Origin of the sequence: Klebsiella sp. D-Nf1, assembly GCF_002810515.1 — a bacterium.
Lineage (GTDB): Bacteria > Pseudomonadota > Gammaproteobacteria > Enterobacterales > Enterobacteriaceae > Klebsiella > Klebsiella variicola.
The window spans coordinates 211,909-235,269 of sequence record NZ_PIOK01000005.1; the positions used below are offsets into that span (position 1 = coordinate 211,909).

The 23,361-nt window shown below is 57.5% G+C and carries 19 protein-coding genes and 1 tRNA gene; 11 read left to right on the forward strand and 9 right to left on the reverse strand.

Features of this window, described 5'->3' with window-relative positions:
- Window positions 1-38: 38 nt before the first annotated feature.
- The 6 genes from dppA to CWM54_RS19955 all read right to left on the reverse strand — a co-directional run bounded on the left by dppA (window position 39) and on the right by CWM54_RS19955 (window position 8,215).
- The gene (dppA, locus tag CWM54_RS19925; protein ID WP_061153008.1) at window positions 39-1,646 is read right to left on the reverse strand and encodes a dipeptide ABC transporter periplasmic-binding protein DppA; all 1,608 of its coding nucleotides are present in this window, start codon (window positions 1,644-1,646) and stop codon (window positions 39-41) included.
- Window positions 1,647-2,483: 837 nt separating this feature from the next.
- Window positions 2,484-2,560: transfer RNA gene (locus tag CWM54_RS19935), tRNA-Pro, on the reverse strand.
- Window positions 2,561-2,679: 119 nt separating this feature from the next.
- On the reverse strand, window positions 2,680-4,074 hold the full coding sequence (locus tag CWM54_RS19940; protein WP_100698232.1) for an ankyrin repeat domain-containing protein: 1,395 nt from the start codon (window positions 4,072-4,074) through the stop codon (window positions 2,680-2,682).
- Between the two features lie 196 nt (window positions 4,075-4,270).
- Window positions 4,271-5,944: a kdo(2)-lipid A phosphoethanolamine 7''-transferase gene (gene eptB / locus CWM54_RS19945; RefSeq protein WP_061153006.1), complete on the reverse strand. Its 1,674-nt coding sequence runs from the start codon at window positions 5,942-5,944 to the stop codon at window positions 4,271-4,273.
- A gap of 242 nt (window positions 5,945-6,186) precedes the next feature.
- Complete coding sequence (locus tag CWM54_RS19950) at window positions 6,187-7,392, reverse strand: MFS transporter (protein ID WP_100676319.1); 1,206 nt, start codon at window positions 7,390-7,392, stop codon at window positions 6,187-6,189.
- Between the two features lie 241 nt (window positions 7,393-7,633).
- On the reverse strand, window positions 7,634-8,215 hold the full coding sequence (locus tag CWM54_RS19955) for an autotransporter outer membrane beta-barrel domain-containing protein (protein ID WP_165785948.1): 582 nt from the start codon (window positions 8,213-8,215) through the stop codon (window positions 7,634-7,636).
- A gap of 205 nt (window positions 8,216-8,420) precedes the next feature.
- Between CWM54_RS19955 and tag the strand changes: the two genes are divergently transcribed.
- The gene (gene tag, locus CWM54_RS19960) at window positions 8,421-9,002 is read left to right on the forward strand and encodes a DNA-3-methyladenine glycosylase I (protein ID WP_061153003.1); all 582 of its coding nucleotides are present in this window, start codon (window positions 8,421-8,423) and stop codon (window positions 9,000-9,002) included.
- Window positions 8,980-9,420, forward strand: a complete 441-nt coding sequence (locus CWM54_RS19965; RefSeq protein ID WP_100698234.1) for an N-acetyltransferase — start codon at window positions 8,980-8,982, stop codon at window positions 9,418-9,420. The genes tag and CWM54_RS19965 overlap by 23 nt, the downstream gene beginning before the upstream one ends.
- Here the strand turns inward: CWM54_RS19965 and CWM54_RS19970 are convergent.
- Entirely contained in the window at window positions 9,389-11,719 is a 2,331-nt protein-coding gene (locus CWM54_RS19970) for a molybdopterin guanine dinucleotide-containing S/N-oxide reductase (RefSeq protein WP_061153001.1), read from the reverse strand. The genes CWM54_RS19965 and CWM54_RS19970 overlap by 32 nt on opposite strands.
- A 167-nt stretch (window positions 11,720-11,886) precedes the next feature.
- Between CWM54_RS19970 and CWM54_RS19975 the strand changes: the two genes are divergently transcribed.
- The 6 genes from CWM54_RS19975 to ghrB all read left to right on the forward strand — a co-directional run bounded on the left by CWM54_RS19975 (window position 11,887) and on the right by ghrB (window position 17,850).
- Window positions 11,887-12,549, forward strand: a complete 663-nt coding sequence (locus tag CWM54_RS19975) for an OmpA family lipoprotein (protein WP_002921917.1) — start codon at window positions 11,887-11,889, stop codon at window positions 12,547-12,549.
- A 103-nt stretch (window positions 12,550-12,652) separates the two neighbouring features.
- Window positions 12,653-13,669: a LacI family DNA-binding transcriptional regulator gene (locus tag CWM54_RS19980; protein WP_100698236.1), complete on the forward strand. Its 1,017-nt coding sequence runs from the start codon at window positions 12,653-12,655 to the stop codon at window positions 13,667-13,669.
- Between the two features lie 111 nt (window positions 13,670-13,780).
- The gene (locus CWM54_RS19985; RefSeq protein ID WP_100698238.1) at window positions 13,781-14,530 is read left to right on the forward strand and encodes a sugar phosphate isomerase/epimerase family protein; all 750 of its coding nucleotides are present in this window, start codon (window positions 13,781-13,783) and stop codon (window positions 14,528-14,530) included.
- Window positions 14,531-14,533: 3 nt separating this feature from the next.
- Complete coding sequence (locus CWM54_RS19990; RefSeq protein WP_100698240.1) at window positions 14,534-15,469, forward strand: sugar kinase; 936 nt, start codon at window positions 14,534-14,536, stop codon at window positions 15,467-15,469.
- 104 nt (window positions 15,470-15,573) lie between these two features.
- Window positions 15,574-16,854: an MFS transporter gene (locus tag CWM54_RS19995; protein ID WP_061152997.1), complete on the forward strand. Its 1,281-nt coding sequence runs from the start codon at window positions 15,574-15,576 to the stop codon at window positions 16,852-16,854.
- A 24-nt stretch (window positions 16,855-16,878) separates the two neighbouring features.
- Window positions 16,879-17,850 (forward strand): glyoxylate/hydroxypyruvate reductase GhrB, encoded by a 972-nt coding sequence (ghrB, locus tag CWM54_RS20000; protein WP_061152996.1) that lies wholly within the window; start codon window positions 16,879-16,881, stop codon window positions 17,848-17,850.
- Window positions 17,851-17,958: 108 nt separating this feature from the next.
- On the opposite strand, the gene CWM54_RS20005 is transcribed toward ghrB, so the two are convergent.
- Window positions 17,959-18,669 (reverse strand): DUF3053 domain-containing protein, encoded by a 711-nt coding sequence (locus CWM54_RS20005; RefSeq protein ID WP_061152995.1) that lies wholly within the window; start codon window positions 18,667-18,669, stop codon window positions 17,959-17,961.
- Window positions 18,670-19,110: 441 nt separating this feature from the next.
- Here CWM54_RS20005 and CWM54_RS20015 point away from each other — a divergent pair, with 441 nt between their 5' ends.
- The 3 genes from CWM54_RS20015 to cspA all read left to right on the forward strand — a co-directional run bounded on the left by CWM54_RS20015 (window position 19,111) and on the right by cspA (window position 21,467).
- Window positions 19,111-20,466: an MFS transporter gene (locus CWM54_RS20015; RefSeq protein WP_061152994.1), complete on the forward strand. Its 1,356-nt coding sequence runs from the start codon at window positions 19,111-19,113 to the stop codon at window positions 20,464-20,466.
- 245 nt (window positions 20,467-20,711) lie between these two features.
- On the forward strand, window positions 20,712-21,002 hold the full coding sequence (locus CWM54_RS20020) for an HTH-type transcriptional regulator (RefSeq protein ID WP_061152993.1): 291 nt from the start codon (window positions 20,712-20,714) through the stop codon (window positions 21,000-21,002).
- Window positions 21,003-21,254: 252 nt separating this feature from the next.
- The gene (cspA, locus tag CWM54_RS20025; RefSeq protein ID WP_004126446.1) at window positions 21,255-21,467 is read left to right on the forward strand and encodes an RNA chaperone/antiterminator CspA; all 213 of its coding nucleotides are present in this window, start codon (window positions 21,255-21,257) and stop codon (window positions 21,465-21,467) included.
- A gap of 98 nt (window positions 21,468-21,565) precedes the next feature.
- Here the strand turns inward: cspA and CWM54_RS20030 are convergent, their stop codons facing one another.
- Complete coding sequence (locus CWM54_RS20030) at window positions 21,566-23,185, reverse strand: ATP-binding cassette domain-containing protein (RefSeq protein ID WP_100680952.1); 1,620 nt, start codon at window positions 23,183-23,185, stop codon at window positions 21,566-21,568.
- Between the last annotated feature and the right edge of the window lie 176 nt (window positions 23,186-23,361).

The window sequence follows — 23,361 nt, forward strand, 5'->3', positions numbered from 1 at the left end:
TCTCCCGCGCGGGGAGAGGGGGTCAGGCATCGTGCTTATTATTCGACGGAGACGTTATCGAAGTGGTGTTTGCCCAGCGGATCCACCACATAGCCTTTGACTTCTTTACGCACCGGCTCATAGACGGTGGAGTGGGCGATGATCAGCGCCGGAGCCTGGTCATGCATCACTACCTGAGCCTGTTTGTACAGTTCAATACGCTTGTTGTGGTCGTCGGTAGCGCGGGCCGGCTGAATCAGATCTTCAAACGGCTTATAGCACCAGCGCGAGTAGTTGGAGCCGTCTTTCGCCGCGGCGCAGCTGAACAGGGTCGCGAAGAAGTTATCCGGATCCCCGTTATCACCGGTCCAGCCCATCATTACGGTCTGGTGCTCGCCCGCTTTCGCCCGCTTCAGATATTCACCCCACTCATAGGTGACAATCTTGGCCTGGACGCCGACTTTCGCCCAGTCGGCCTGGATCATTTCAGCCATACGGCGGGCATTCGGGTTGTACGGACGCTGTACCGGCATCGCCCACAGGTCGATGGTGAAGCCTTTTTCCAGGCCCGCTTCTTTCAGCAGCTGCTTCGCCTTCTCCGGGTCGTAGGTGTAATCTTTAACGTCGTCGTTATAGCCCCACATGGTCGGCGGGATCAGGTTCTTCGCCGCCTGGCCTGCGCCCTGGTAAACGGCTTTGATGATCGCTTCTTTGTTAACCGCGTAGGTCAGCGCCTGACGAACTTTGACGTCGTCCAGCGGTTTCTTCTCAGTATTGAAGGAGAGATAACCGACGTTAAGGCCCGGCTGTTCCAGCAGGGTAATGTTCTTATCTTCCTTCATGCGCGCGATGTCCGCCGGGTTCGGGTACGGCATCACCTGGCACTCATTTTTCTGCAGCTTGGCATAGCGCACGGAAGCATCCGGGGTGATAGAGAAGACCAGACGATCGATCTTCGGCTTGGTACCCCAATAGCCCGGGAAGGCTTTATACAGAATGCGGGAATCTTTCTGGTACTGCAGCAGCTGGAATGGGCCGGTACCGATAGGATTGAGGTCCACTTTTTCCGGCGTGCCGGCTTTCAGCATGTTATCGGCATACTCTTTCGAGAGGATAGAGGCGAAGTCCATGGCCAGGTCAGCGAGGAACGGCGCTTCCGGGCGAGTCAGGACGAACTGGACGGTTTTATCGTCCACTTTCTTCACTTCGCTAATCAGGTCCTGCAGACCCATCCCTTCAAAGTATTCATAGCTGCCGCCAGAAACTTTATGGTACGGGTTATTGGTATTCTTCTGGCGATCGAAGGAGAACACGATGTCATCGGCGTTCAGGTCACGGGTTGGTTTGAAGTCTTTATTATCTTGCCACTTCACGCCCTGACGCAGATGGAAAGTATAGGTTTTGCCATCAGGACTGACTTCCCATTTCTCAGCAAGCCCTGGAATAACTTCCGTCGTACCGGTTTTAAATTCGACCAGGCGGTTATAGATCGGTACGGAACTGGCGTCATAGGTGGTGCCAGAGGTGAAGAGCTGTGGGTTAAAGCCTTCCGGCGAGCCTTCAGAACAATAAACCAGGGTTTTCGCTTGCACGCTGGCGGCGACGGTCATGGCGACCAGGCTCAGACCAAGCTTCAGCATCCCTGATTTCTTCAAGGAAATACTCATTATTCTGCTCCAAAACTGTGATGTTGTTTGCATATATCCGCCGGACCTTTATTTATTTTTATTCGTCCTATTTCAAACGACGGATGCGTTGGCTGCGCTCGATCATCCCAGTCACATCGTTATCTATGCTCAGGGGAGCTCGTACACTTGCCGCCTTTCCGCAGCTCGAACTATTTAGAATATACCCGGTCCAGTCGGTGGTGCCCGAAGGCGTAGAGAGAGATGGGGATTCCTTTCGCAAAAACGACTGAGTTGCAGTACGGATTCTCCATGAAATGCCCCTCATGCCCTACAATCTGTCAACAGAATGGGGAAACGTCAATACAGCCAGCCGGGTTTTACATCCAGCGTGAGAAACGGCAGGCAAAGATTAAAAAAACTTCAAGGCGCTATTTTCAGCAGAGAAATTTATGCTACGGGCCGATAAGCAGAATAAAGACCTTAATAATTTGCAACACGCAGAGGGAAACAATTCCAACAAATGAGAAAAATTTCTTGCTGTGTGACCAATATGTGAGCGATTAATAGCGCGAACGTTAAAGCGCACAGCGGAAAATGCTACATTTAGCCATAAGCTTCGCGAAAAAAGATCTGTTCATCGATAAAAAAATGCAATGGAAGATGTCACAAAATAGCGAATAGCTGGCTGGAAACGTGGGTAAAGACGTTAATTGTGATTCTGGTGGAATTTTTGGCCGGTAGCACACGGATAATGCCCGGCGGCGCTGCGCTTGCGCGGGCCTACGGAACACAAGTCGAACCTCTGCCCCCGGAGGTTCTCATCCTCACAGGCTATAGATGCAAAAAAGCCTGCTCGTTGAGCAGGCTTTTCGAATTTGGTCGGTGATAGAGGATTCGAACCTCCGACCCCTTCGTCCCGAACGAAGTGCGCTACCAGGCTGCGCCAATCACCGAATGCGGGGCGCATCTTACTGCTGGGATGCCTACCCGTCAATGCCTTATTTTCAAAAAATCGCTCAACCGGCGAGAAACTCAGCAGCCTGAGCAGCGAATCGCCGGTTGGTCATTGTTTTCAGCGGCAGCTCACCTCAAACGCTTTGCGATACTCGGATATCTTACAGGTCACCGGCTCACCGAGATAGGTCGAGCCCGCCGGGTTGAATTTAAATTCCCCCAGCAGCATCGTCAGTTCCCCCAGCTCCGGACAGGATTGCTGATGGCGCATGATGTCCGGGCGGGTATCGTTATTTACCGCGCGGGCGATGTCGCTGTATGCCAGCTTGTCGGCAAAGGCATTGGCACAAAACTGGAGTTCGCTTTGCGCCATATGCGCGGCCTGCCCCTTCAGCTCAGCATGCTGCGCCAGCAGCAGCTGGCGAACCTCGCCGGCCCGGCTGTAGCCAATCGCCGTATAGCCGGCCTTATTGCTGAGATTGACGCTGGCGCCAGCCTCAAGCAGCGCCTCGACACTGGCTTTATTATTCATTTTGACCGCCAGCATCAGCGGGCTGAGGTCGTTGGCGGAGAGCTGGTCCACCTTTGCGCCGCGCTGCACCAGCGCCGCGATCACCGCAGGCGACCCCTGACCCGCCGCCACCTGCAGCGCCGTGAGCCCTTCACGGTTCGGCTTATCCACCTCCACACCGGAGGCCGACAGCGCCAGCACCAGATTGGGATCATCCCCCGCCGCCGCCAGCATCAGCGGAGTGGTGCCGGATTTATCCGCCAGGCTGGTGTCCGCCCCGGCGTTGGCCAGCGTCGTGATAGTTTCCGCTGAACGCGCGTGATCGACCGCGAGGAAAAAGACCGATTCCCCTGACGCATTGACGGCCTTCACGTCCGCCCCGTGCCTGATAAGCAGCGCCACAATTTCGTCGACGTTCTTCTTAAACGCGCCGGGTGCCAGTTGTAACGCCATGTCTTCGGTCATCAGCGCGCGGTTACCCGTCGCCAGCGATTTCGCCGCCGTTGCGCCGACAATTTTATCCAGCGCGCTCTCCTCCTCGACAGGCGCATCGGGCTTTTTCATCGCCAGAATATGCTGATAGTCGTTTCTGACGTCCCCGCCGTCGGCAATGGCGGACATCAATGCCGTACTCTTCTCGACGCTGATCTGATTTACCGACGCGCCGGCCTGGAGAAGATCGCCGATAATCGCGGCATCGCTGCCGCGCGCCGCCGCCAGCATCAGCGCCGTGACGCCCTGGCGCGTCTGGAGATTCGGCTTCGCCTGACGCTTAAGCAGTAACGCCACCACATCGCGACGATTTTCCGCGGCAGCGACCATCAGGCCACTTAAGCCGGTTTTATCCTGACCATCCACATCAATGCCGTTATTCAGCATGGCTTCGACCGTCGCCGGCGCATCGTATTTACAGGCCAGCAGGAACTGGCTGGTCTCTTCCTCAGACTGGCAGCCTGCGAGCATCAACAGGCACAGCAAGGCCAACCCCTTTATTACCTTCATCCTTTCTCTCCATGAAAAGTTCGAGCACAGGGGAAGCAAGGAAACTGGAGGGTAATCAAAGAAGAAGAGGCAACCTGCCAGACACGTCCACTGTGCGAAAAAAATCCCTCGCGCGACGTCAGCCGGCGAGGGATTAGCTTATCCTGGGCTCAGGAAGGGAAAACAGACCCGAGAATCTGAAAATAAAATCTGTGCCTTACTTTTTCCAGCGGCACCAGTTGTTATTCTCATTGATCCCGCCATCCGGCGAGGTATAGCCGAGGCAGCCCATAATGGTGTCGTACAGCTCGACGTGACGGCGCGGCACCTTCATCGCGGCCTGCTGCTGCAGATGGGCAAACGCGGCGGCATGATCGGGGTTCTCCAGGTATTTATCCGACATCCACACCATCATCGGCACGCGGAACTGCTCCGGCGGCGCCATCTTGCGCGGCGTTCCGTGCAGGTGTTCACGCTCGTTAATCGACTCCCCATGATCGGCGGCATAGAACACAATCGCTTTCTTATCCCGCAGCTGGTCGAGGACGCTGACGATAAAGTGATCGACGTAGGTCACGCTGTTATCGTAGGAGTTAATCAGCTCCGCTTTCGAGCATTTATTGTCAACGCCGACGCACTCCGGCTTCCACTGGGCAAAGCTGCGCGGGTAGCGTTGGGTGTAGTTAAAATGAGAGCCTTTGGTGTGGATGATGATCAGATGCTTACCTGACGCATTGTCCTGCGCCATCCCGCGCTTCATCTCCTCCACCAGCAGCATATCGTCAACGCTCTTGCCGCGGTTGCGCGGCTCGGCGCCAATTTGCTCGCGGTAGGCGATATTGTTGGCCATCGTGTTGCTGTAGAACCACATCTCGCTCTGCATGGCATAGAGATTGCCGTTGAAGCCCAACTGATGAAGCACGGCAAAGACGTTCTGCTCTTTGAGCGTCCGCTGCGGGTTATCCTCCGCCCCGCCCTGACGCACAAACATGCAGCGTAACGACAGCTTGGTGGCGGTATCGCAGGAGTAACCGCGGAAGGCGACGAGATTCTTCTCTTTCTCCAGCTCTGGCGTGGTGTTGCGGCTATAGCCGAGGATGCCCATATGGTCCCAGCGGGTCGTTTCGCCAATGATGAATACCACGTAGGTGTCATCAAGTCCCTCAGGGGCGACGTAGGTAAACTTCTTCGCCGGGTTAATTAGCGATTTATTATCCGAGGATTCATCCACCTGCGCCCAGGCGTACAGCCCCAGCGCCGACAGCCAGTTTGATGGCAGGTAGGAGTTGGCGATCACCCCGCCGTAGCTGGGCATATCCACTTCCGAATGGCGCTCCACATCGTGCTGACGCAGCTCAAGCAGGCGGATGGGGCCCCAGACAATAAGTCCGGCCAGCACCACGATCAGCACGTTTTTAACCCGCTGGCCTGGGGTGCGCAATTGGCGCAGCAGCGTATGGCGGCAGCGGTTACTCCAGATGAACAGCAACGGCGGCGCACTCACCACCACCAGCCAGAGGATCAGGTGCCAGCCGATAACCTCTTTCGACAGGTCGATATCGGTGGTCATCACCGAGGCGATAATTCCGTAGCCAATCACCACATTGAGGAACGTCATGTAGTAACTGGCGGCGGCGGAAAACAGGACAATCAGCGTCGCCAGAATGCGCCAGATGCGGCGGCCAAACAGTGACAGCAGACGTAACAGGAAGAAGGTGACAAAGACCGTGGCAACCAGTTCAACGACACCGGAAAGCCCTTTCCAGAAAGTGAACTCTTGAGCATAACCATCGAAACGCCGGAAAAAAACGGCGACGTTCATAAACCAGCCGATGTACAGCGCCAGCCAAAAACTAAGCTTCTGCTGCGTCATCGTTCTAATATATTTCATGCAAGCAAACCTGGAAAAAGAAGAATAAAACACCGCCTGACGCTGTGGCACGAGTCAGTAGGCTAATAGGGTGCGTTAGGGTTGGTTATCAGAAACCTCTACAAAGCGCGATAAGTAGACCACAGGGAACGGGAAAAGTATCAGGAGGGAATGTGATCCAGCCAAACATTTACAAAACATTTGGCTGGATTGGCACTATTTGCTTAGGGGATTAACCAGGGGCGCGTTTCAGGCTGCAGGTTTCAGGCATGCGCCTCGCTATAGACTCTGCCTTTCGGCTGACGAATGGTGGTGGACAGCGCCAGCGACAGAATCAGCAGGGCGAAGATCACGCAGAAAGTCACGTAGAAGCCGCCGAACAGCGAAGCGATGAGAGAGCCGCAGATGCTGCCGATACCAAAGCCCAGATAAATCACGCCATAGTTTTTCGCCAGATTGTTCAGGCCAAAGAACTCACTCACCAGTGACGGGAAGACGGTGATGGTGCCGCCGAAGTTAAAGGCGACGCAGGCGATGGCGGCGAAGAAAGTCATGGCATTCAGCGGGGCGAACAGCAGCGCGGCCATCCCCACCAGCGACACCACCTGGCCGATGGTAATCACACGAATGCGGGAGATTTTGTCGGACAGGATGCCTAACACCAGGCGGCCGCTGAGGTTAGCAATCGAGATAACCGTGACCGCGTTTGCCGCCGTGGCGACATCCAGGTGGACCATCCCCTGGGCAATATCTTTCGCCACGCCAATCACGTACAGACCGCTCATGCAGGCCGTCAGGAACATCACCGCCAACATCCAGTACTGCGGTTTACGCATTGATTCTGCCAGGCTGAAGTCGTTTTCTACCACGCCATTGGCCGCGGTGGTCGCCGTATGATTCGGCGCATCTTTCATCAGGGTCGCGCCAAACACAATCATCACCAGCACGATAGCGCCCCAGATGACGAAGGTTTTTTCCAGACCGACGGTGGCCAGCAGATGGGAGTCAATGAATTTGAACCCCAGGCTACCGAGACCATAGGAACCGATGGAGAAAGCGGAGATCAGCCCTTTACGTTCAGGGAACCACTTCACGCAGTTCGACAGCGTCAGCAGATAACCGGCGCCGTCCGCCAGCCCCACCAGCACGCCCGCGCTCAGCCACAGCATCATCAGGCTGCTGGAGTGCGCGGTCAGGAAGAAGCCCAGACCGAGCAGGATCCCGGAGGCCATCGTGACGCGCTTAACGCCAAAGCGCTCCTGCAGTTTCCCGGCAACCGACGAGGAGAGCGCCAGCCCGAGGCTCAGCAGGCCAAAGGAGAAAGCCACCCGGCTAACCGGCTCGCCCAGTTTGTCAGACAGCGAACTATTAAACAGGCTCCAGGTATAGACCGAACCGAGAGCAAATTGGGTGATGATAGTGCCGATTAGCGTAAGCCAGCGGGTCGATTGACGGTTTGCAGCGTTCATAGCAGTTGTCCTGATAAATTAACTGCCGCCACAATAGCGAAGGCCCCTCATCCTGTGGGGAAAAAAGGCATGAACTGCCATCAGCAGGGAATGAAATGCATTAATGGCGGAACGAATGACATTGCAAAACATTCATTCCGCGAATTATAGGGAAAAAGTTAGTGTGCGCTATCTCACAGAAATGCGCCATTACTGAGATTTAACAATAACCGTGTCGTTTCAAACGCGTAACAATGTCGGGTTAAAAGTTGGCGCTGACGCCCATCAGATAGAGCGTATTTTCCCCCGATGGGACATTGTCCGCCTGCGACAGCGTCGCCCATGCTGCCACGTGGGATCCCAACTGCATATCGGCACCCAGGGTGACATCACTCCAGCCGCCTTCTCTGGCGCGGGTCGTCGACGACCAGGCATCGCTGGCGAGCGACTGGTTATAGCTCACCTGAGCCCAGGGATGTACGCCCCACAGCGACTGATAATCCATGCGCCAGCCGAGCGTGTTGACATACCCCGTCTCGCCCGCGCTTCTCGTCACCGGCGCGGTGACGTCGCTGCGCAGGCTGGCCACCGGCCCGGAGGTCATGCCATTTGCCAGCAGATAATTCCAGCCGACGCTCTGACCACGGCTGCTGTCCGGTGGCGCCAGCGCCTGGTTTAATGCCAGGCCGCCGGGCGTCTCTGAAGACTTCATCCGCTCAGCAAGAATATCTTCGTAACGTGGTTGGTGATCGCTATCCCATGTATAGCGTTCCGGCGTATTACTTTTTGTATCGATAGCGATATATTCCTGTTGCCAGGCATTCGCTCCAGAGACATACAACACCCAGACGGATATGCTCGCCGGGATCAAGAAGCCCCGGAGGCCATTGCATTTCTTTATTATCATTAATGCGACTCCAGAAAAGAGCCGAATCGGCAATATTGCTGTGTTTTTTTTGGGGATACGATTTCCCTGTATTAACTATTATCTTTATCTTTCAGCCGTCAAGCCGGGCGTTCACTTTTTTAGCGTAGAGGGAGAAATATCAATGCAACGTTGCGGATGGGTGAGCCAGGATCCGTTATATATCGAGTATCACGATACCGAATGGGGTGTGGCGCAAAAAGAGGGCCGTCAGCTGTTTGAAATGATCTGCCTTGAGGGCCAGCAGGCCGGTTTGTCATGGATCACCGTGTTAAAAAAACGGCAGAACTACCGCCAGGCTTTTCACCAGTTCGACCCGGTACGCGTGGCAGCGATGGGGGAAGATGATGTCGAGCAGTTGCTACAGAATGCCGGCATCATTCGCCATCGGGGAAAAATTCAGGCCATTATCGGCAACGCCCGCGCTTACCTGGCGATGGAAGAAAATGGCGAGTCGTTCACTGATTTTGTCTGGTCCTTCGTCAACAATGAGCCGCAGGTAACGTGCGCCGCGACGCTGGCAGAAATTCCCACCACGACGCCGGCCTCAGATGCGCTATCGAAGGCATTGAAAAAACGCGGCTTTAAATTTGTCGGCTCGACAATCTGTTATTCCTTTATGCAGGCCTGTGGGCTGGTCAACGACCATGTCACCGGCTGCTTCTGTCACCCTGGAGGTCAGGATGATCCGCAAGTGGGACACTAAAGATACCGCTCCGCTGCTGGCGCTGTGGCTGGACAGCACGATTCATGCTCATCCCTTTATCAGCGAAAGTTACTGGCGCGACAGCATCGCGGTGGTACGGGATGTCTATCTTCCCGCCGCCAGCTCCTGGGTCTGGGAGCGCGACGGAGTATTAAAAGGCTTTGTTAGTGTGCTGGACTCCCGCTTCGTCGGCGCGTTGTTTGTCGCGCCGGACGCCATCCGCCAGGGCATTGGCCGGGCGCTGCTGAATGAAGTCAAACAGCACTACGCCTGGCTTAGCCTTGAGGTTTACCAGAAGAACGAATCGGCGGTCAGTTTCTACCATGCGCAGGGCTTCCGGATTGAAGACTGCGCATGGCAGGACGACACTCAGCACCCGACGTGGATTATGCGTTGGCCGGCGGATCAAATGCTGTAAGTGGCAGCGCCGGGCCGGTATATTTCTCCAGCCACGCCAGGGCGGTGTTCCCGGCACAGCCGTTGCCGAGCCGGGATGTCGGAATATCTTTGGTTAAGACGTTCACCGCCCCGTTTTTGCAGATGCCCACCAGCGGATCCAGGTCGGGCCATGCCCCTTCATGCAGGCAAATCACCCCCGGGCGGATCCCCTCCGTCACCACCGCGCCGGCCAGCACCTGACCGCGGGCGTTCCACACCCGCACCAAATCGCCATCGGCAATCCCGCGCGCCTGCGCATCTTGTGGATGGATGGTCAACGGTTCACGTCCGGCGACGGCATAGCGTTCGCGCAGCGCGGTATAGTTCAGCTGACTGTGCAGACGGTGTGCCGGATGGGCCGACAGCAGCTGCAGCTGCCCTGCCTCGGCGTTGCCATGCCACTCGTCGGGCTCCAGCCACATCGGGTGCGGCGGGCAATCGGCGTAGCCAAAGGCGGCGATGGTTGGTGAGTGGATCTCAATTTTACCGCTCGCCGTTTTCAGCGGGTTGGCCTGCGGATCGTCGCGGAAGGCGGCGAAGCGGGCAAAACGGGCATTCTCCGGCTCCTCCGGCATCTCAATCAGCTGGTTAGCCTGCCAGAATTCGGCAAACGGCGGCAGCGTCACCTGCTGCTGGGCGCCGCGCCGGGCGGCCATCTGATAGAAGGTCTCCAGCCACTGCAAATCACTCTTCCCTTCAGTGAAGCGCTCGCGGCCGCCCGCTTCCCAGCGTTCGCTGAGGTCGGCAAAAACTGCGAAATCGTCGCGCGCTTCATCTCGCGGGGCGACCACCTGCTTCATCGGCACCAGATGCTGATTGCTGTAATCCCCGGTCATGGTCAGATCGTTGCGCTCAAACGAGGTGGTCGCCGGCAGGACGATATCGGCATGGCGCGCGGCGGCGGTCCAGAAGCATTCGGAGATGACGATCAGCTCCGGTTTCTGCCAGGCCTGAATCAATCGGTTGGTGTCCTGATGATGAGTAAAGTTGGCCCCGCCGGCCCACCAGATAAAGCGAATGTCGGGGAAGCGACGCGCCATGCCGTTGTGCTGATAGTCCGCCCCCGGATTCTCCAGCGCCTCGACGATCCGCGCGACCGGGATCTTCTCCACCGCGTCCACGCCCCCGGCGACGCTTCCCTGCATCGAGCCCAGCACCGCCGCGCGGCGCGTCGGGTTGCCGCCGTTGGCGAAATGGTAGGAAAGACCAAACCCGCCTCCCGGGGTGCCAATCTGCCCCAGCATGGCGGCCAGGGTGACCAACATCCAGTGCTTCTGCTCGCCATACTGCTGGCGCTGCATGCCCCAGCCAGACATCAGCATGGTGGTGTTTTCATGGAAAAGTTTCGCCAGTTCGCGGATCTTATCTGCTTCCACACCGCAGATCGCCGCCGCCCAGTCAGCGGTTTTCGCTACGCCGTCGCTTTCGCCGGTCAGATAGCGGGCAAAAATATCGTAGCCGCTGGTGCAGCGGGTAAGAAACGCATCATCCTGCCAGCTATTCTCCACCAGCGTATGGGCGATCCCCAGCATCAGCGCGACATCGGTGCCCATATGCGGGGCGATCCATTCCATCGAATCGCCAAAGAAATCGACGGTTTCCGATCGCATCGGATCGATGCAGATCAGGCGCTTGCCGCTCTGGCGCAGCCGGTCGAACCACGGGATCCCCTGCTCGTCGGAGGCGTTCCAGGCAATTTTCAGCGTGTTCAGCGGGTTGGCGCTCCACAGCACCACCACTTCGCTGTGCTCGAGCACCAGCGGCCAGCTGGTCTGCTGCTGATACACCTCATTGCCGCCCACGACGTAAGGCATGATCGCCTGCGCCGCGCCGGTGGAGTAATCGCCAAGATGGCCGGTATAGCCACCTGCCAGGCTCATGTAGCGCTGCAGCAGGGTGGCCGCCTTATGCAGGACGCCGTTAGAACGCCAGCCGTAGGAGCCGGCGAAAATCGACTGCGGACCGTAGCTTTCGCGGATCCGCCGATGCTGGGCATCAATCAAATCCAGCGCCTGATCCCAGCTCACCCGCACGAATTCATCCTGACCGCGGACCCCCTGCGGCGTTTCCGGTGAAGCAAGGAAGCCTTTGCGCACCATCGGATAGCGCACGCGGGTTTTGCTGTGGACCTGATCGCGCACCGCCGTTTGCAGCGAGTTGGCAAACGGTGTCGCCAGCGCGCCCCGGGAGGAGAGGACGTTTTCACCGTCCGTTTCCACCAGCATCGGTCCCCAGTGGGCGGCGGTTAAGATGGTTTTGGTTGCAGATGAGGTTGGCAAGGGTGGCTCCTGGTCAGCGAATGCAGGTGTCATGACGGCGTGATGGGCAACCGTTCAATGTTATTTACAAAATGAGATGGTATCCGGGGAATTTTCTACGTAATCACGCGTCATAATCAACCGTCACGTTCGCTGTGACAAAGAAAAAAAAGGATTAAGGACATTAAATGAAAAAACGCGTACTTATGATTGCGGCGCTGGTCAGCGGCACTCTGGCCATTTCTGGCTGCACCACCAACCCCTATACCGGTGAACGTGAAGCAGGTAAATCCGGTATTGGCGCAGGTATTGGCTCCTTAGTGGGCGCTGGCGTCGGCGCGCTCTCCTCTTCCAAACATGACCGCGGCAAAGGCGCACTGATTGGCGCAGCGGCAGGCGCGGCGCTCGGCGGAGGCATTGGTTACTACATGGACGTGCAGGAAGCGAAGCTGCGCGACAAGATGCAGGGAACCGGGGTTAGCGTGACGCGAAATGGCGACAATATCGTGCTGAACATGCCGAATAACGTCACCTTCGACAGCAACAGCGCCAACCTGAAACCGGCCGGCGCCAACACCCTGACCGGTGTGGCCATGGTACTGAAAGAGTACGAGAAAACCGCCGTTAACGTGGTCGGCTACACCGACAGCACCGGCAGCAAGGATCTGAATATGCGTCTGTCGCAACAGCGTGCAGACAGCGTCGCCAGCGCGCTGATCACGCAGGGCGTGGCGGCCAACCGCATTCGTACCACCGGCATGGGGCCGGCGAATCCTATCGCCAGCAACAGCACGGCAGAAGGCAAAGCGCAGAACCGTCGCGTGGAAATTACCCTCAGCCCGCTGCAATAAGCGCATCCTCATGTCGCCCGGCAGCCGCTCTGCCGGGCAAAATGCTTGATATCGCTATTTTTCGCGCTAATGTGTTGGCAGATTTTCAGCAAAGGAAGCCACCATGGCGAAAGCGGCGCGTGCAACTATCAGCGATGTGGCGAAAGCCGCAAAGACCGGCAAAACCAGCATTTCACGTTATCTCAACGGCGAGAAGCATCTGCTTTCCGACGATCTGTTATCACGTATTGAAAAAGCCATTGCCGAACTCGACTACCGCCCCAGCCTGATGGCCCGCGGCCTCAAGCACGGCCGAACCCGCCTTATTGGCCTGATCATCGCCGATATCACCAACCCCTACTCGGTCAATGTCATGAGCGGCATTGAAGCGGCCTGCCGGGAAAAAGGCTTCACTCTGCTGGTGTGTAATACCAATAACGAGCTGGATCAGGAACTGCACTACCTGGACCTGCTGCGCAGCTACCAGGTGGAAGGCATCGTGGTCAACGCGGTCGGCATGCGTGAGGATGGCCTGAACCGCCTGCAGCAGTCAGCCCTGCCGATGGTGCTGATTGACCGTAAAATCCCCGATTTCGCCTGCGATGTGGTCGGGCTTGATAACGCCCAGGCCGCTACCACCGCCACCGAACACCTGGTGGAGAAAGGATTTGAGGCCATCCTGTTTCTCAGCGAACCGCTGGGCTCGGTGAATACCCGCCGCGAGCGTCTGAGCGCTTTTCGCGCCACCCTCACCCGCCACCACGGCGTGGTGGCTGAAAACGCCGAAGTACCGCTCAACGACGGCGCGATGATGGACAACGTCCTGCGCCAGTTCCACGCCCGCCATCGCGGGATGCGTAAAGCAGTGATTTCCGCCAACGGCGCGCTGACGCTGCAGGTGGCCCGTGCCCTGAAGCGCGTCGGCCTGATCTGGGGCAGCGATATCGGCCTGCTGGGCTTCGACGAACTGGAGTGGGCGGAGCTGGCTGGCGTCGGTATTACCACCCTCAAACAGCCGACGTGGCAGATCGGCTACGCCGCGGTCGAACAGGTGATTCGGCGCATTGCCGGCACTAACGACCCCATCCGCGAGCGGGTCTTCTCCGGCGAGCTTATCGTCCGCGGATCAACCTCCCGTTAACGATCCTTCGTGATGCCGATCATAAATTAAACATCTCGCCCTTTCTTATGGAACCGATACCATCTAGCGTATTAAGGAGATTAAGCAACAAACGCCGGGAGTAAGAGCGCGATGGCCAGAAAAATTATTGTCGTTACCGCTGCGTATGGTAATGACCATGTTAAATCCTTAGGCGGCCAGGCCGCCGTCCTGCCGTTTATCGCCGACGCCGGTGCGGACGGCGTCGAAATCCGCCGTGAGCTGTGCAGCGCGGAAGAGCTCAACGCTCTGCCGTCGCTGGCGGCCACCATTGAGCGCCACGGCCTGCTGGCCTGCTACTCCGCGCCGCAGGCGCTGTTCGCCGATAACGGCGAGCTCAACCCGGCACTCCCGGCGCTGCTCGCGGAAGCGCAAACCCTGAATGCCCTGTGGCTGAAGCTCTCCCTGGGCCATTTCCTCCACAATCAGCAGTTGGATGAGCTGCGCGATATCCTCAGCGACAGCGGCATGGCGTTGGTGGTAGAGAATGACCAGACCGACTGCGGCCAGCTGGCGCCGATGCAGCGCTTCAAAGCCGCCTGCCGGGTCAATCAGCTGCCGATCACCTTAACGTTTGATATGGGCAACTGGCTGTGGGTCGGCGACTCGCCGGAAGAGGCGGCACGTCACCTTGCGCCGGCGGTCAGCTATATTCATGTGAAAGCCGCGGAGCCCCATCATGAGAAATTCCGCGCGGTACCGCCGGATCAGGCCGCCGACCGCTGGCTGGCCCTGCTCGATAATCTTCCCGCCGACGCGCCGCGTGGAATCGAGTTTCCGCTGACTGGCCATGACCTGACGGCCGTGACCCGCCGCTACGTCAACCTGTTACGCGAGGATTAAGCCGTGGAAAATTTAGATGTCATCACCATCGGCGAAGCTATGGCCATGTTTGTCGCCACCGAAACCGGCGATCTGGCCGAGGTGGAGCATTTCATGAAACGCGTTGCCGGCGCCGAACTGAACGTCGCCACCGGCCTGGCGCGCCTGGGTCTGAAGGTCGGCTGGGTCAGCCGCGTCGGCAATGACAGCTTTGGCCGCTTCGTACTGCAATCGCTGGCGAAAGAGGGGATCGATAGCCATGCTGTCGCCATCGACAACCGCTTCGCTACCGGTTTCCAGATGAAATCGAAAGTCGAAAATGGAACCGATCCCATTGTGGAATATTTCCGCAAAGGCTCTGCCGCCAGCCATCTGTCGCCGGACGATTTTCGCGCCGACTACTTCACCAGCGCCCGCCATCTGCACCTGAGCGGCGTGGCCGCCGCGCTCTCTGAAAGCTCATATGCGCTGCTGGAGCATGCGGCGAAGGTGATGAAAGCCGAGGGAAAAACCCTCTCTTTCGACCCCAATCTGCGCCCGGTGCTGTGGAAAAGCGAAGCCGAGATGGTGGAGAAACTCAACCGTCTCGCCTTCCAGGCTGACTGGGTTTTGCCAGGCTTAAAAGAGGGCGTGATTCTCACCGGCCAGCAGACCCCGGAAGGGATTGCCGATTTCTATCTCTCCCGCGGCGTCAAGGCGGTAGTCATTAAAACCGGCTGCGACGGCGCCTGGTTCAAGAGCGCCTGCGGCGAACAGGGAACGGTTGATGCCATTAAAGTCGATAACGTCGTCGATACCGTCGGCGCCGGCGACGGCTTTGCCGTCGGGGTGATTAGCGCCCTGCTGGAAGGCAAAACCCTGCTTCAGGCGGTGAACCGCGGCAATAAAATCGGTTCGCTGGCGATTCAGGTCCAGGGCGACAGCGAGGGGCTGCCCACCCGCGACGCGCTGGGCGAATAACATTTATACGCAACAATAACAGCCGTCCTGTACCCTACCTGCAGCGCGGCACAGCAGCGTCCGTTTCGACGGACGGATGTCACCTCATTGACAGAGGCAAGCCTATGAATAGCTCAACAAATGCAACGAAACGCTGGTGGTATATCATGCCTATCGTGTTTATCACGTATAGCCTGGCGTACCTCGACCGTGCCAACTTCAGCTTCGCCTCCGCGGCAGGCATTACCGAAGACCTGGGCATCACCAAGGGGATCTCCTCCCTGCTGGGGGCCCTGTTCTTCCTTGGCTACTTCTTCTTCCAGATCCCCGGCGCTATCTATGCGGAGCGCCGCAGCGTTCGCAAACTGATCTTTATCTGCCTGATCCTGTGGGGCGGTTGCGCCTCGCTGACCGGTATTGTGCATAATATCCCGGCGCTGGCGGCTATCCGCTTCATCCTCGGCGTCGTTGAAGCCGCGGTGATGCCGGCGATGCTGATCTATATCAGCAACTGGTTCACCAAATCAGAACGCTCTCGCGCCAACACCTTCCTGATCCTCGGTAACCCGGTGACGGTCCTGTGGATGTCGGTGGTCTCTGGCTACCTGATTCAGGCCTTCGGCTGGCGGGAAATGTTCATCATCGAAGGGGTGCCGGCGGTGATCTGGGCCTTCTGCTGGTGGGTGCTGGTGAAAGACAAACCGTCGCAGGTTAACTGGCTGGCGGAGAGTGAAAAAGCCGCGTTGCAGGAACAACTGGATCGTGAGCAGCAAGGCATCAAGGCGGTGCGTAACTATAGCGAGGCTTTCCGCTCCCGCAACGTGGTCCTGCTCTGCGCACAGTACTTTGCCTGGAGTATCGGGGTGTACGGTTTTGTACTGTGGCTGCCGTCGATTATCCGTAGCGGTGGTGAAAATATGGGGATGGTGGAAGTGGGTTGGCTCTCTTCTGTTCCTTATCTGGCGGCCACTATCGCCATGATCGTCGTCTCCTGGGCGTCCGATAAAATGCAGAACCGTAAACTGTTCGTCTGGCCGCTGCTGTTGATTGGCGGACTGGCCTTCATCGGCTCCTGGGCGGTCGGCGCCAATCATTTCTGGGTCTCTTACACCCTGCTGGTGGTGGCCGGTGCGGCAATGTATGCGCCTTACGGTCCCTTCTTCGCCATTATTCCGGAAATGCTGCCGCGTAACGTCGCCGGAGGCGCCATGGCGCTGATCAACAGTATGGGCGCTCTGGGCTCCTTCTGCGGCTCGTGGTTTGTCGGCTACCTGAACGGTGCCACCGGCAGCCCCGCAGCCTCCTATATTTTTATGGGGGTGGCGCTTTTCGCCTCAGTATTGCTGACTTTGATTGTTAAGCCTGCTAATAATCAAAACCTTCCGCTTGGCGCTCATCACGCCTGAACTATTTCTACTACGGAGATTCGCATGAAGCCGTCTGTCATTCTCTATAAAACGCTTCCCGACGACCTGTTACAGCGTCTGGAGGAACACTTTTCCGTCACCCAGGTGAAAAACCTGCAGCCGGAGACCGTTTCGCAGCACGCAGAGGCCTTCGCCCAGGCTGAAGGCCTCCTGGGCTCCAGTGAAAAGGTTGACGCCGCGCTGCTGGAGAAGATGCCGAAGCTGCGTGCGACCTCCACCGTTTCCGTTGGCTATGACAACTTCGACGTCGATGCGCTGAACGCCCGCCGGGTGCTGCTGATGCATACTCCGACCGTGCTGACCGAGACCGTCGCCGATACGGTCATGGCGCTGGTGCTGAGCACCGCGCGCCGGGTGGTGGAAGTGGCGGAGCGCGTCAAAGCGGGCGAGTGGACGAAGAGCATTGGGCCAGACTGGTTCGGCAGCGACGTGCACCATAAAACCTTAGGTATCGTCGGCATGGGCCGCATCGGCATGGCGCTGGCGCAGCGCGCCCACTATGGATTCGGCATGCCGATTCTGTATAACGCGCGCCGCCAGCATCCGCAGGCGGAAGAACGCTTCAACGCCCGCTATTGCGATCTCGATACCCTGCTGCAGGAAGCCGATTTTGTCTGCCTGATCCTGCCTCTGAGCGAAGAGACCCACCATCTGTTCGGTCAGGCGCAGTTTGCCAAAATGAAATCTTCCGCCATCTTCATTAATGCCGGGCGTGGCCCGGTGGTGGACGAGCAGGCGCTGATCGCCGCCCTCCAGGCGGGTGAAATTCATGCTGCCGGTCTCGATGTGTTCGAACACGAACCGCTGGCAAAAGACTCGCCGCTGCTGAGGCTGCCGAACGTCGTCGCGCTGCCGCATATCGGCTCCGCCACCCATGAGACGCGCTACAACATGGCGGCCTGCGCGGTGGACAACCTGATCGATGCCCTGAACGGTAATGTAGAGAAAAACTGCGTTAATCCGCAGGTAAAATAAGCCATAAAAAAACCCGGGTAACGGCGGCAACCGCCCTCCCCGGGTTCTTTTTGCATCTTTTCCGTCAGCCGGCTCGTTCGCCGCAGCCAACGTCAGCCAGATGAGACATTAACGCGTGGCGTTCACCGCCGCCGTCCATGCCTGATTAAACGCCTGATGCTGCGCCGCCAGCGGCCCAATCAGCGTATTGTACTGGCTGGCCTGCTGCGAGGTTGGGAACTGAATGCCGTTGGCCACAAAGCTCACCTGAGTCCCCTGCTGAGCGACGAAATCCCCCACCTGAACCAGCTGCTGGGTAAAGATTTGCGCGGCCGGGATCAGCGGCTGCAGCGCGTCGGCTGGCGCCGTTACGACCTTGGCGTAGACCTGATCGAAGACCGGCTTGAGATCGTCAGCCTGCTTCAGAGCGCTATGCGCAGCATCGGCCTGCATTTTCGCATTCTGCAGCTGCTGGCTGAGCACGCCTAGCGCGCCGTTCGCCTGACGCAGCGGCTCACGCTGGGTCATGTAGTCCTGTGGGACACGGATAGCATTGACGCTGTCCACCACCGGGCGCAGACCTGCATCCATCGCCTGGCTCACCTGCTGCGAGTAGCCGTAAATTACCGCGTAGTCAGAGACAAAAGGCCCAAACTGTTTTTTCTGATCGGCGGTCAGCGTCGGCAGACGTTCACCGCTACGCATCGCCGTATTCTGCAGGAAGTCGATAAACGCTTTGCGCTGATCGCCTTCTTTATCAAAACACCCACTCAGGCTAACCACCATCAATAAGGCCGCCATAGCCGCAAACCAGCGAGAGCAGGACTTTCCTGTCGCCATTTTTTTACTCCTTTCAGCCAAAAAAAGCGCACAACGACACACACGTGCCAGACGCTGACAAGGATAGTCCAGCTCGGCCTCGCAGGATACCCTTTACTGCTAATCTTACGCAGGAAAAACGCCATTCCGCACGCCATCGTCACGGTGTAGAGCGTCTGTTATGCACATCACAAATATGGTCTTCACATTCCGCAAGCGAATGTCACGTAACTATTTGATTTTAATGACACTAAAAAGCATCTACGCAACGTGGTGCGCTAAAGCGGACGATAATCGCACGCTTTGGCGCGCGCCTGGATTGCCTGCCCCCCCACTTCGATGATTTGATAAATGAGCGATTAACGGCGATACGTTCGATTATCGCACAAATCAAACTCAACGACGCGAGGACGACGATAACAACAGACCTCTGTCCCTCGCTCAGTCTGCCAGGAAAGCCGTATGACTAAGACAACCATCGACATTCAGGCCTTTATCAACGAGCACCCCTTCACCCGCTACCAGTGGATGATCCTTGCGCTCTGCTTTATCACCGTCGCGATGGACGGATTCGACACCGCGATCATCGGATTTATCGCCTCCGACCTGGTACAAGAATGGGGCGTGGAGAAATCGGCGCTCGGCCCGGTGATGAGCGCCGCGCTGGTGGGTCTGGCGGTCGGCGCCTTAACCGCGGGACCGCTGGCTGACCGTATCGGCCGCAAAAAAGTGCTGATTATGTCGATCGTGGTGTTCGGCGGATTCAGCCTGCTCACCGCCTTCGCTACCAGTCTTAACCAGCTGACGCTGCTGCGTTTCCTGACCGGTCTGGGGCTCGGCGCGGCGATGCCGAATGCGGCCACCCTGATGAGCGAATATGCGCCAGAGCGCCGTCGGGCGCTGCTGGTGAACCTGATGTTCGTCGGCTTTCCGATGGGGTCGTCGCTGGGCGGCTTTTTATCCGCCTGGATGATCCCGCACTATGGCTGGCAGAGCGTGCTGGTGCTGGGTGGCGTGATGCCTCTCCTGCTGGCCGTGGCGTTAATTTTTCTGCTGCCGGAGTCTGCCCGCTATCTGGTGGTGAAGCAGCAGCCAGCGCAGCGCATTGCCGCCATCCTGAAGCGCATCGCGCCGTTACCGGACGTCGTCGACTTTGAGCTGCGCGAAGCAGGCCAGGTAAAAGAGAAATCGTCTATCGGCGTCATTTTCTCCCCTCGCTACGCGGTAGGTACCGTGATGCTGTGTCTGACCTACTTTATGGGGCTGTTGATTTTTTATCTTCTGACCAGCTGGCTACCGCTGCTGATCCGCGAAACCGGCGCCTCGATGAGTCAGGCTTCCATTATCACCGCCCTGTTCCCGCTGGGCGGCGGAATTGGCGTGCTGATCCTCGGCGCGTTGATGGACAAGATCAATCCCAACAAGGTGGTGGCCGTTGGCTGGCTGCTGACTGGCGTTTGCGTCTGCCTGGTCGGTTTCTCCACCAGCAGCCTGGCGCTGATGGGGGTGATGGTGTTTATCGCCGGTAGTATTATGAATGGCGCGCAGTCGTCGATGCCCGCGCTGGCGGCAGGCTTCTACCCGACGCAGGGGCGTGCCACCGGCGTCGCCTGGATGCTGGGTATCGGCCGCTTCGGCGGGATCCTTGGCGCGTTCAGCGGGGCCTTCCTCATGCAGGCGCAGCTCTCCTTTGAGACCATATTCACCCTGCTGGCCATCCCGGCGTTCCTGTCAGCCATCGCGCTGTTGATCAAATACCGGTTCAGTAAACCCGCACCGGCCAACGCGGACGACGCGAGAGGCCTGCAGAAAGCCTGATCGCTAAGCCGGCGGCACTGCGCCGGCTTATCTGCTTTTTTCTTATCCGTTTACAAAAATTTTCGAAGCCATTTGATACCGTTAATAATCATCCTATTAGGCCCTACTGCCGTTTGGCTGCCGGGCCCGATTCGATAGCCTGTTGGCAAATAATCACGGACGTTACCATCGCGGGTGCCTTTTTCTGACTATTCTTAAAGAGCTTTAGAAAAATCTCTTCCGCTGTGTGATAAAAGGAGTTCTCAATGGAATATAAAGATCCTGTGTTTGAACTGCTGAGCAGCCTGGAACACATCGTTTTTAAGGATGATAATCAGATAATTACCTCAAACCGTAAGTCCACTGTGTTTAGTGAATTTGAACAACTGCGTAAAGGCACTGGACTTAAGATTGACGACTTCGCCAACGCCATGGGCGTGAGCGTCGCCATGGTAAGAGAGTGGGAGTCGAGACGGGTTAGACCGTCCCCTACCGAGCTGAAATTGATGCGCCTGATTCAGGCCAATCCACAGCTTTCACGACAGTTACTCGATTAATCCAGCGCGCAGCGGCATGGGTCAGTAAGGGGGCTTTTGCCGCTGCACCGTAAAAAAAGTTTGCTATCAGGTGCTGAACGTGCGTTAATGCTCGCAGGTTTGATGTACAGACCACAGAGCAGTCGAATAGAGCAGTCCTTCAAAGGTTATCCAAAGATACCCCCGTAGTGAACTTTCCCTTTATCGGTTTAAATCTGTAGTCCAGACCGCTACGCCGCAAGGCTCACTTATTTTTTTTAAAGGTAATTCACTATGTCCGGTAAAATGACTGGTATCGTAAAATGGTTCAACGCTGACAAAGGCTTCGGCTTCATCACTCCTGACGATGGTTCTAAAGACGTGTTCGTACACTTCTCTGCTATCCAGAACGAAGGCTACAAATCCCTGGACGAAGGTCAGAAAGTTTCCTTCACCATCGAAAGCGGCGCTAAAGGCCCGGCAGCTGGCAACGTAACTTCTCTGTAAGTTCAAGCCGCTAAGAATCAAGAATCCCTGCCTGATGGCGGGGATTTTTTTTATCTGTCGCCAATAGCCGCCAGCATACAATGGCGGCTGTTGGGCATTCAGAGCCGGGAAAAGTGCCAGCCCGTCTCCCGCCACGCCAGACTATGGGTCAGCTTCAGACCGTGTAAAAATGCCTCGTCATGTGACACCACCAGCATCGCGCCGGGAAACGCCGCCAGCGCGCTTTCAATAGCCTGTGTCGACGCTAAATCGAGATGATTGGTCGGCTCATCCAGCAAAAGCAGCTGGGCGGGATCGCGCCTCCAGAGCACGCATGCCAGGGCCGCTTTCAGGCGCTCACCGCCGCTGAGCGCCGCCAGCGGCAGAGTGACCTTATCCGCACCCAGCTGGAGCTGCGCCAGACGGGTACGCAGAAGGCCCTCATCCAGCGGGGTATCGTCCAGGCTCAGGTGCGCCATGACCGATAACGACAGATCCAGCTGCGTCAGATGTTGATCCAGATAAGCCGCGCTCACCGACAACCGGACATCGCCGGAGACGGCCTGCTCCAGCCTCAATAGCGTTTTTAGCAAGGTGGTTTTACCGCAGCCGTTCGGCCCCTTTAGCGCGACGCGCATGGGACCATCCATGCGCCAGTTCAGCGGTGCAGCCGGTGAATGGGCGAGCTGTAATGACTCCACCACCAGAACCTGCTTGCCGGCGGCCACTTCGCTACCCGGCAGCGTGAACATCACCGGATTGTCGTCTTCTACCCGCTCCCGTGCCTGCTGCACAGCGGCATTCAGACTGCTGTTCTGTTCACGATGCTGACGGCGCAGCGTTCCCGGGCGCTCTTTTGCCGCGCCTTTGTACTTCACGCGTTCAAACGAGGCGATATTCAGTGTATCAACGGTCCGCAGCGTCTGAGCCGATCGCCGCTGGGCGGCGTCATGCTCCTTTTGCATCCGTGCACGGGTCCGCCGTCGCTCGGTCGCCGCATGTTCCAGCGCCGCGCGCGCAGCCTGCTGCGCCGCCTCGCGCTGTTGCTGATATTCATCATAGTTGCCGGCGTAGCTGCGCAGCGCCGTCGGTGTCAGCTCAATAATCTCAGGCATCAGGGTCAGCAACTCGCGATCGTGGCTGGCGATCAGGGCTCCGCCTTGCCAGCTTTCCAGCTGGTGATAGAGCCACTCCCGCCCCTGGCGGTCCAGATGGTTAGTGGGCTCATCCAGCAGCAGGTAATCGGCACCCGAGACAAAGGCGCCGCACAGCAGGGCCTTCATCCGCTCGCCGCCGCTGAGTGAAAAAGCGGGGCGATCGGCAGAGAACGGCGGGAGATGGGCTTCACGGAAAGCTAAACTCAGGCGATCGGATAGATCCCAGTGGCCATCCAACAACTCGAAATCATCCGCCAGTCCGTTACCTCGCTCAAGGCGAGACAAGGCATCAAATATCGGCGCATAGCCCAGCAGCGCCGCGAGGGTCATCTCTGGCGTGACGTTCGGCTGCTGCGCCACCCAGGCAATAGAAGCCGCGCGCTCGATATAGCCGTCGGCGGGGGAATCCAGACCGGCCAACAGACGTAGCAGACGCGTCTTACCAACGCCGTTACGGCCAACCAGGCCGCAAAGCGACGATTCCAGCGATAAATTCAGCGGACCAAAAAGCGTATCTCCCGTCGCAAACTGACAGGTGACCTGATGTAAAACAAAAGCGGGGATGTGGGCGCAATGAGCCATAAGCACTCCTGAATGAAATCAATACTCCCCTACCCGCAACGTCTGCGAGGTAAGGCGTGAAATTCATCAGTCGTGTTTGTTCATTTGTGGGGCGCGCTCCAGTGAGACGAGGAATTCGTCGGGGCATAGGATAGCCACACTCCGGTATGCGTTGCAAGCCTGTTTTATTCAACGAT

Excerpts from the sequence above, each read along its gene's own strand:
- CWM54_RS19985 (WP_100698238.1), top strand. The coding sequence starts at position 13,781 with ATGGCCAGAAAAATTATTGTCGTTACCGCTGCGTATGGTAATGACCAT.
- CWM54_RS19940 (WP_100698232.1), bottom strand. The coding sequence starts at position 4,074 with ATGAAGGTAATAAAGGGGTTGGCCTTGCTGTGCCTGTTGATGCTCGCA.
- CWM54_RS20030 (WP_100680952.1), bottom strand. The coding sequence starts at position 23,185 with ATGGCTCATTGCGCCCACATCCCCGCTTTTGTTTTACATCAGGTCACC.
- eptB (WP_061153006.1), bottom strand. The coding sequence starts at position 5,944 with ATGAAATATATTAGAACGATGACGCAGCAGAAGCTTAGTTTTTGGCTG.
- CWM54_RS19995 (WP_061152997.1), top strand. The coding sequence starts at position 15,574 with ATGAATAGCTCAACAAATGCAACGAAACGCTGGTGGTATATCATGCCT.
- dppA (WP_061153008.1), bottom strand. The coding sequence starts at position 1,646 with ATGAGTATTTCCTTGAAGAAATCAGGGATGCTGAAGCTTGGTCTGAGC.
- CWM54_RS20020 (WP_061152993.1), top strand. The coding sequence starts at position 20,712 with ATGGAATATAAAGATCCTGTGTTTGAACTGCTGAGCAGCCTGGAACAC.
- tag (WP_061153003.1), top strand. The coding sequence starts at position 8,421 with ATGCAACGTTGCGGATGGGTGAGCCAGGATCCGTTATATATCGAGTAT.
- CWM54_RS19950 (WP_100676319.1), bottom strand. The coding sequence starts at position 7,392 with ATGAACGCTGCAAACCGTCAATCGACCCGCTGGCTTACGCTAATCGGC.
- CWM54_RS20015 (WP_061152994.1), top strand. The coding sequence starts at position 19,111 with ATGACTAAGACAACCATCGACATTCAGGCCTTTATCAACGAGCACCCC.
- CWM54_RS19965 (WP_100698234.1), top strand. The coding sequence starts at position 8,980 with ATGATCCGCAAGTGGGACACTAAAGATACCGCTCCGCTGCTGGCGCTG.
- CWM54_RS20005 (WP_061152995.1), bottom strand. The coding sequence starts at position 18,669 with ATGGCGACAGGAAAGTCCTGCTCTCGCTGGTTTGCGGCTATGGCGGCC.
- CWM54_RS19980 (WP_100698236.1), top strand. The coding sequence starts at position 12,653 with ATGGCGAAAGCGGCGCGTGCAACTATCAGCGATGTGGCGAAAGCCGCA.
- ghrB (WP_061152996.1), top strand. The coding sequence starts at position 16,879 with ATGAAGCCGTCTGTCATTCTCTATAAAACGCTTCCCGACGACCTGTTA.
- cspA (WP_004126446.1), top strand. The coding sequence starts at position 21,255 with ATGTCCGGTAAAATGACTGGTATCGTAAAATGGTTCAACGCTGACAAA.
- CWM54_RS19975 (WP_002921917.1), top strand. The coding sequence starts at position 11,887 with ATGAAAAAACGCGTACTTATGATTGCGGCGCTGGTCAGCGGCACTCTG.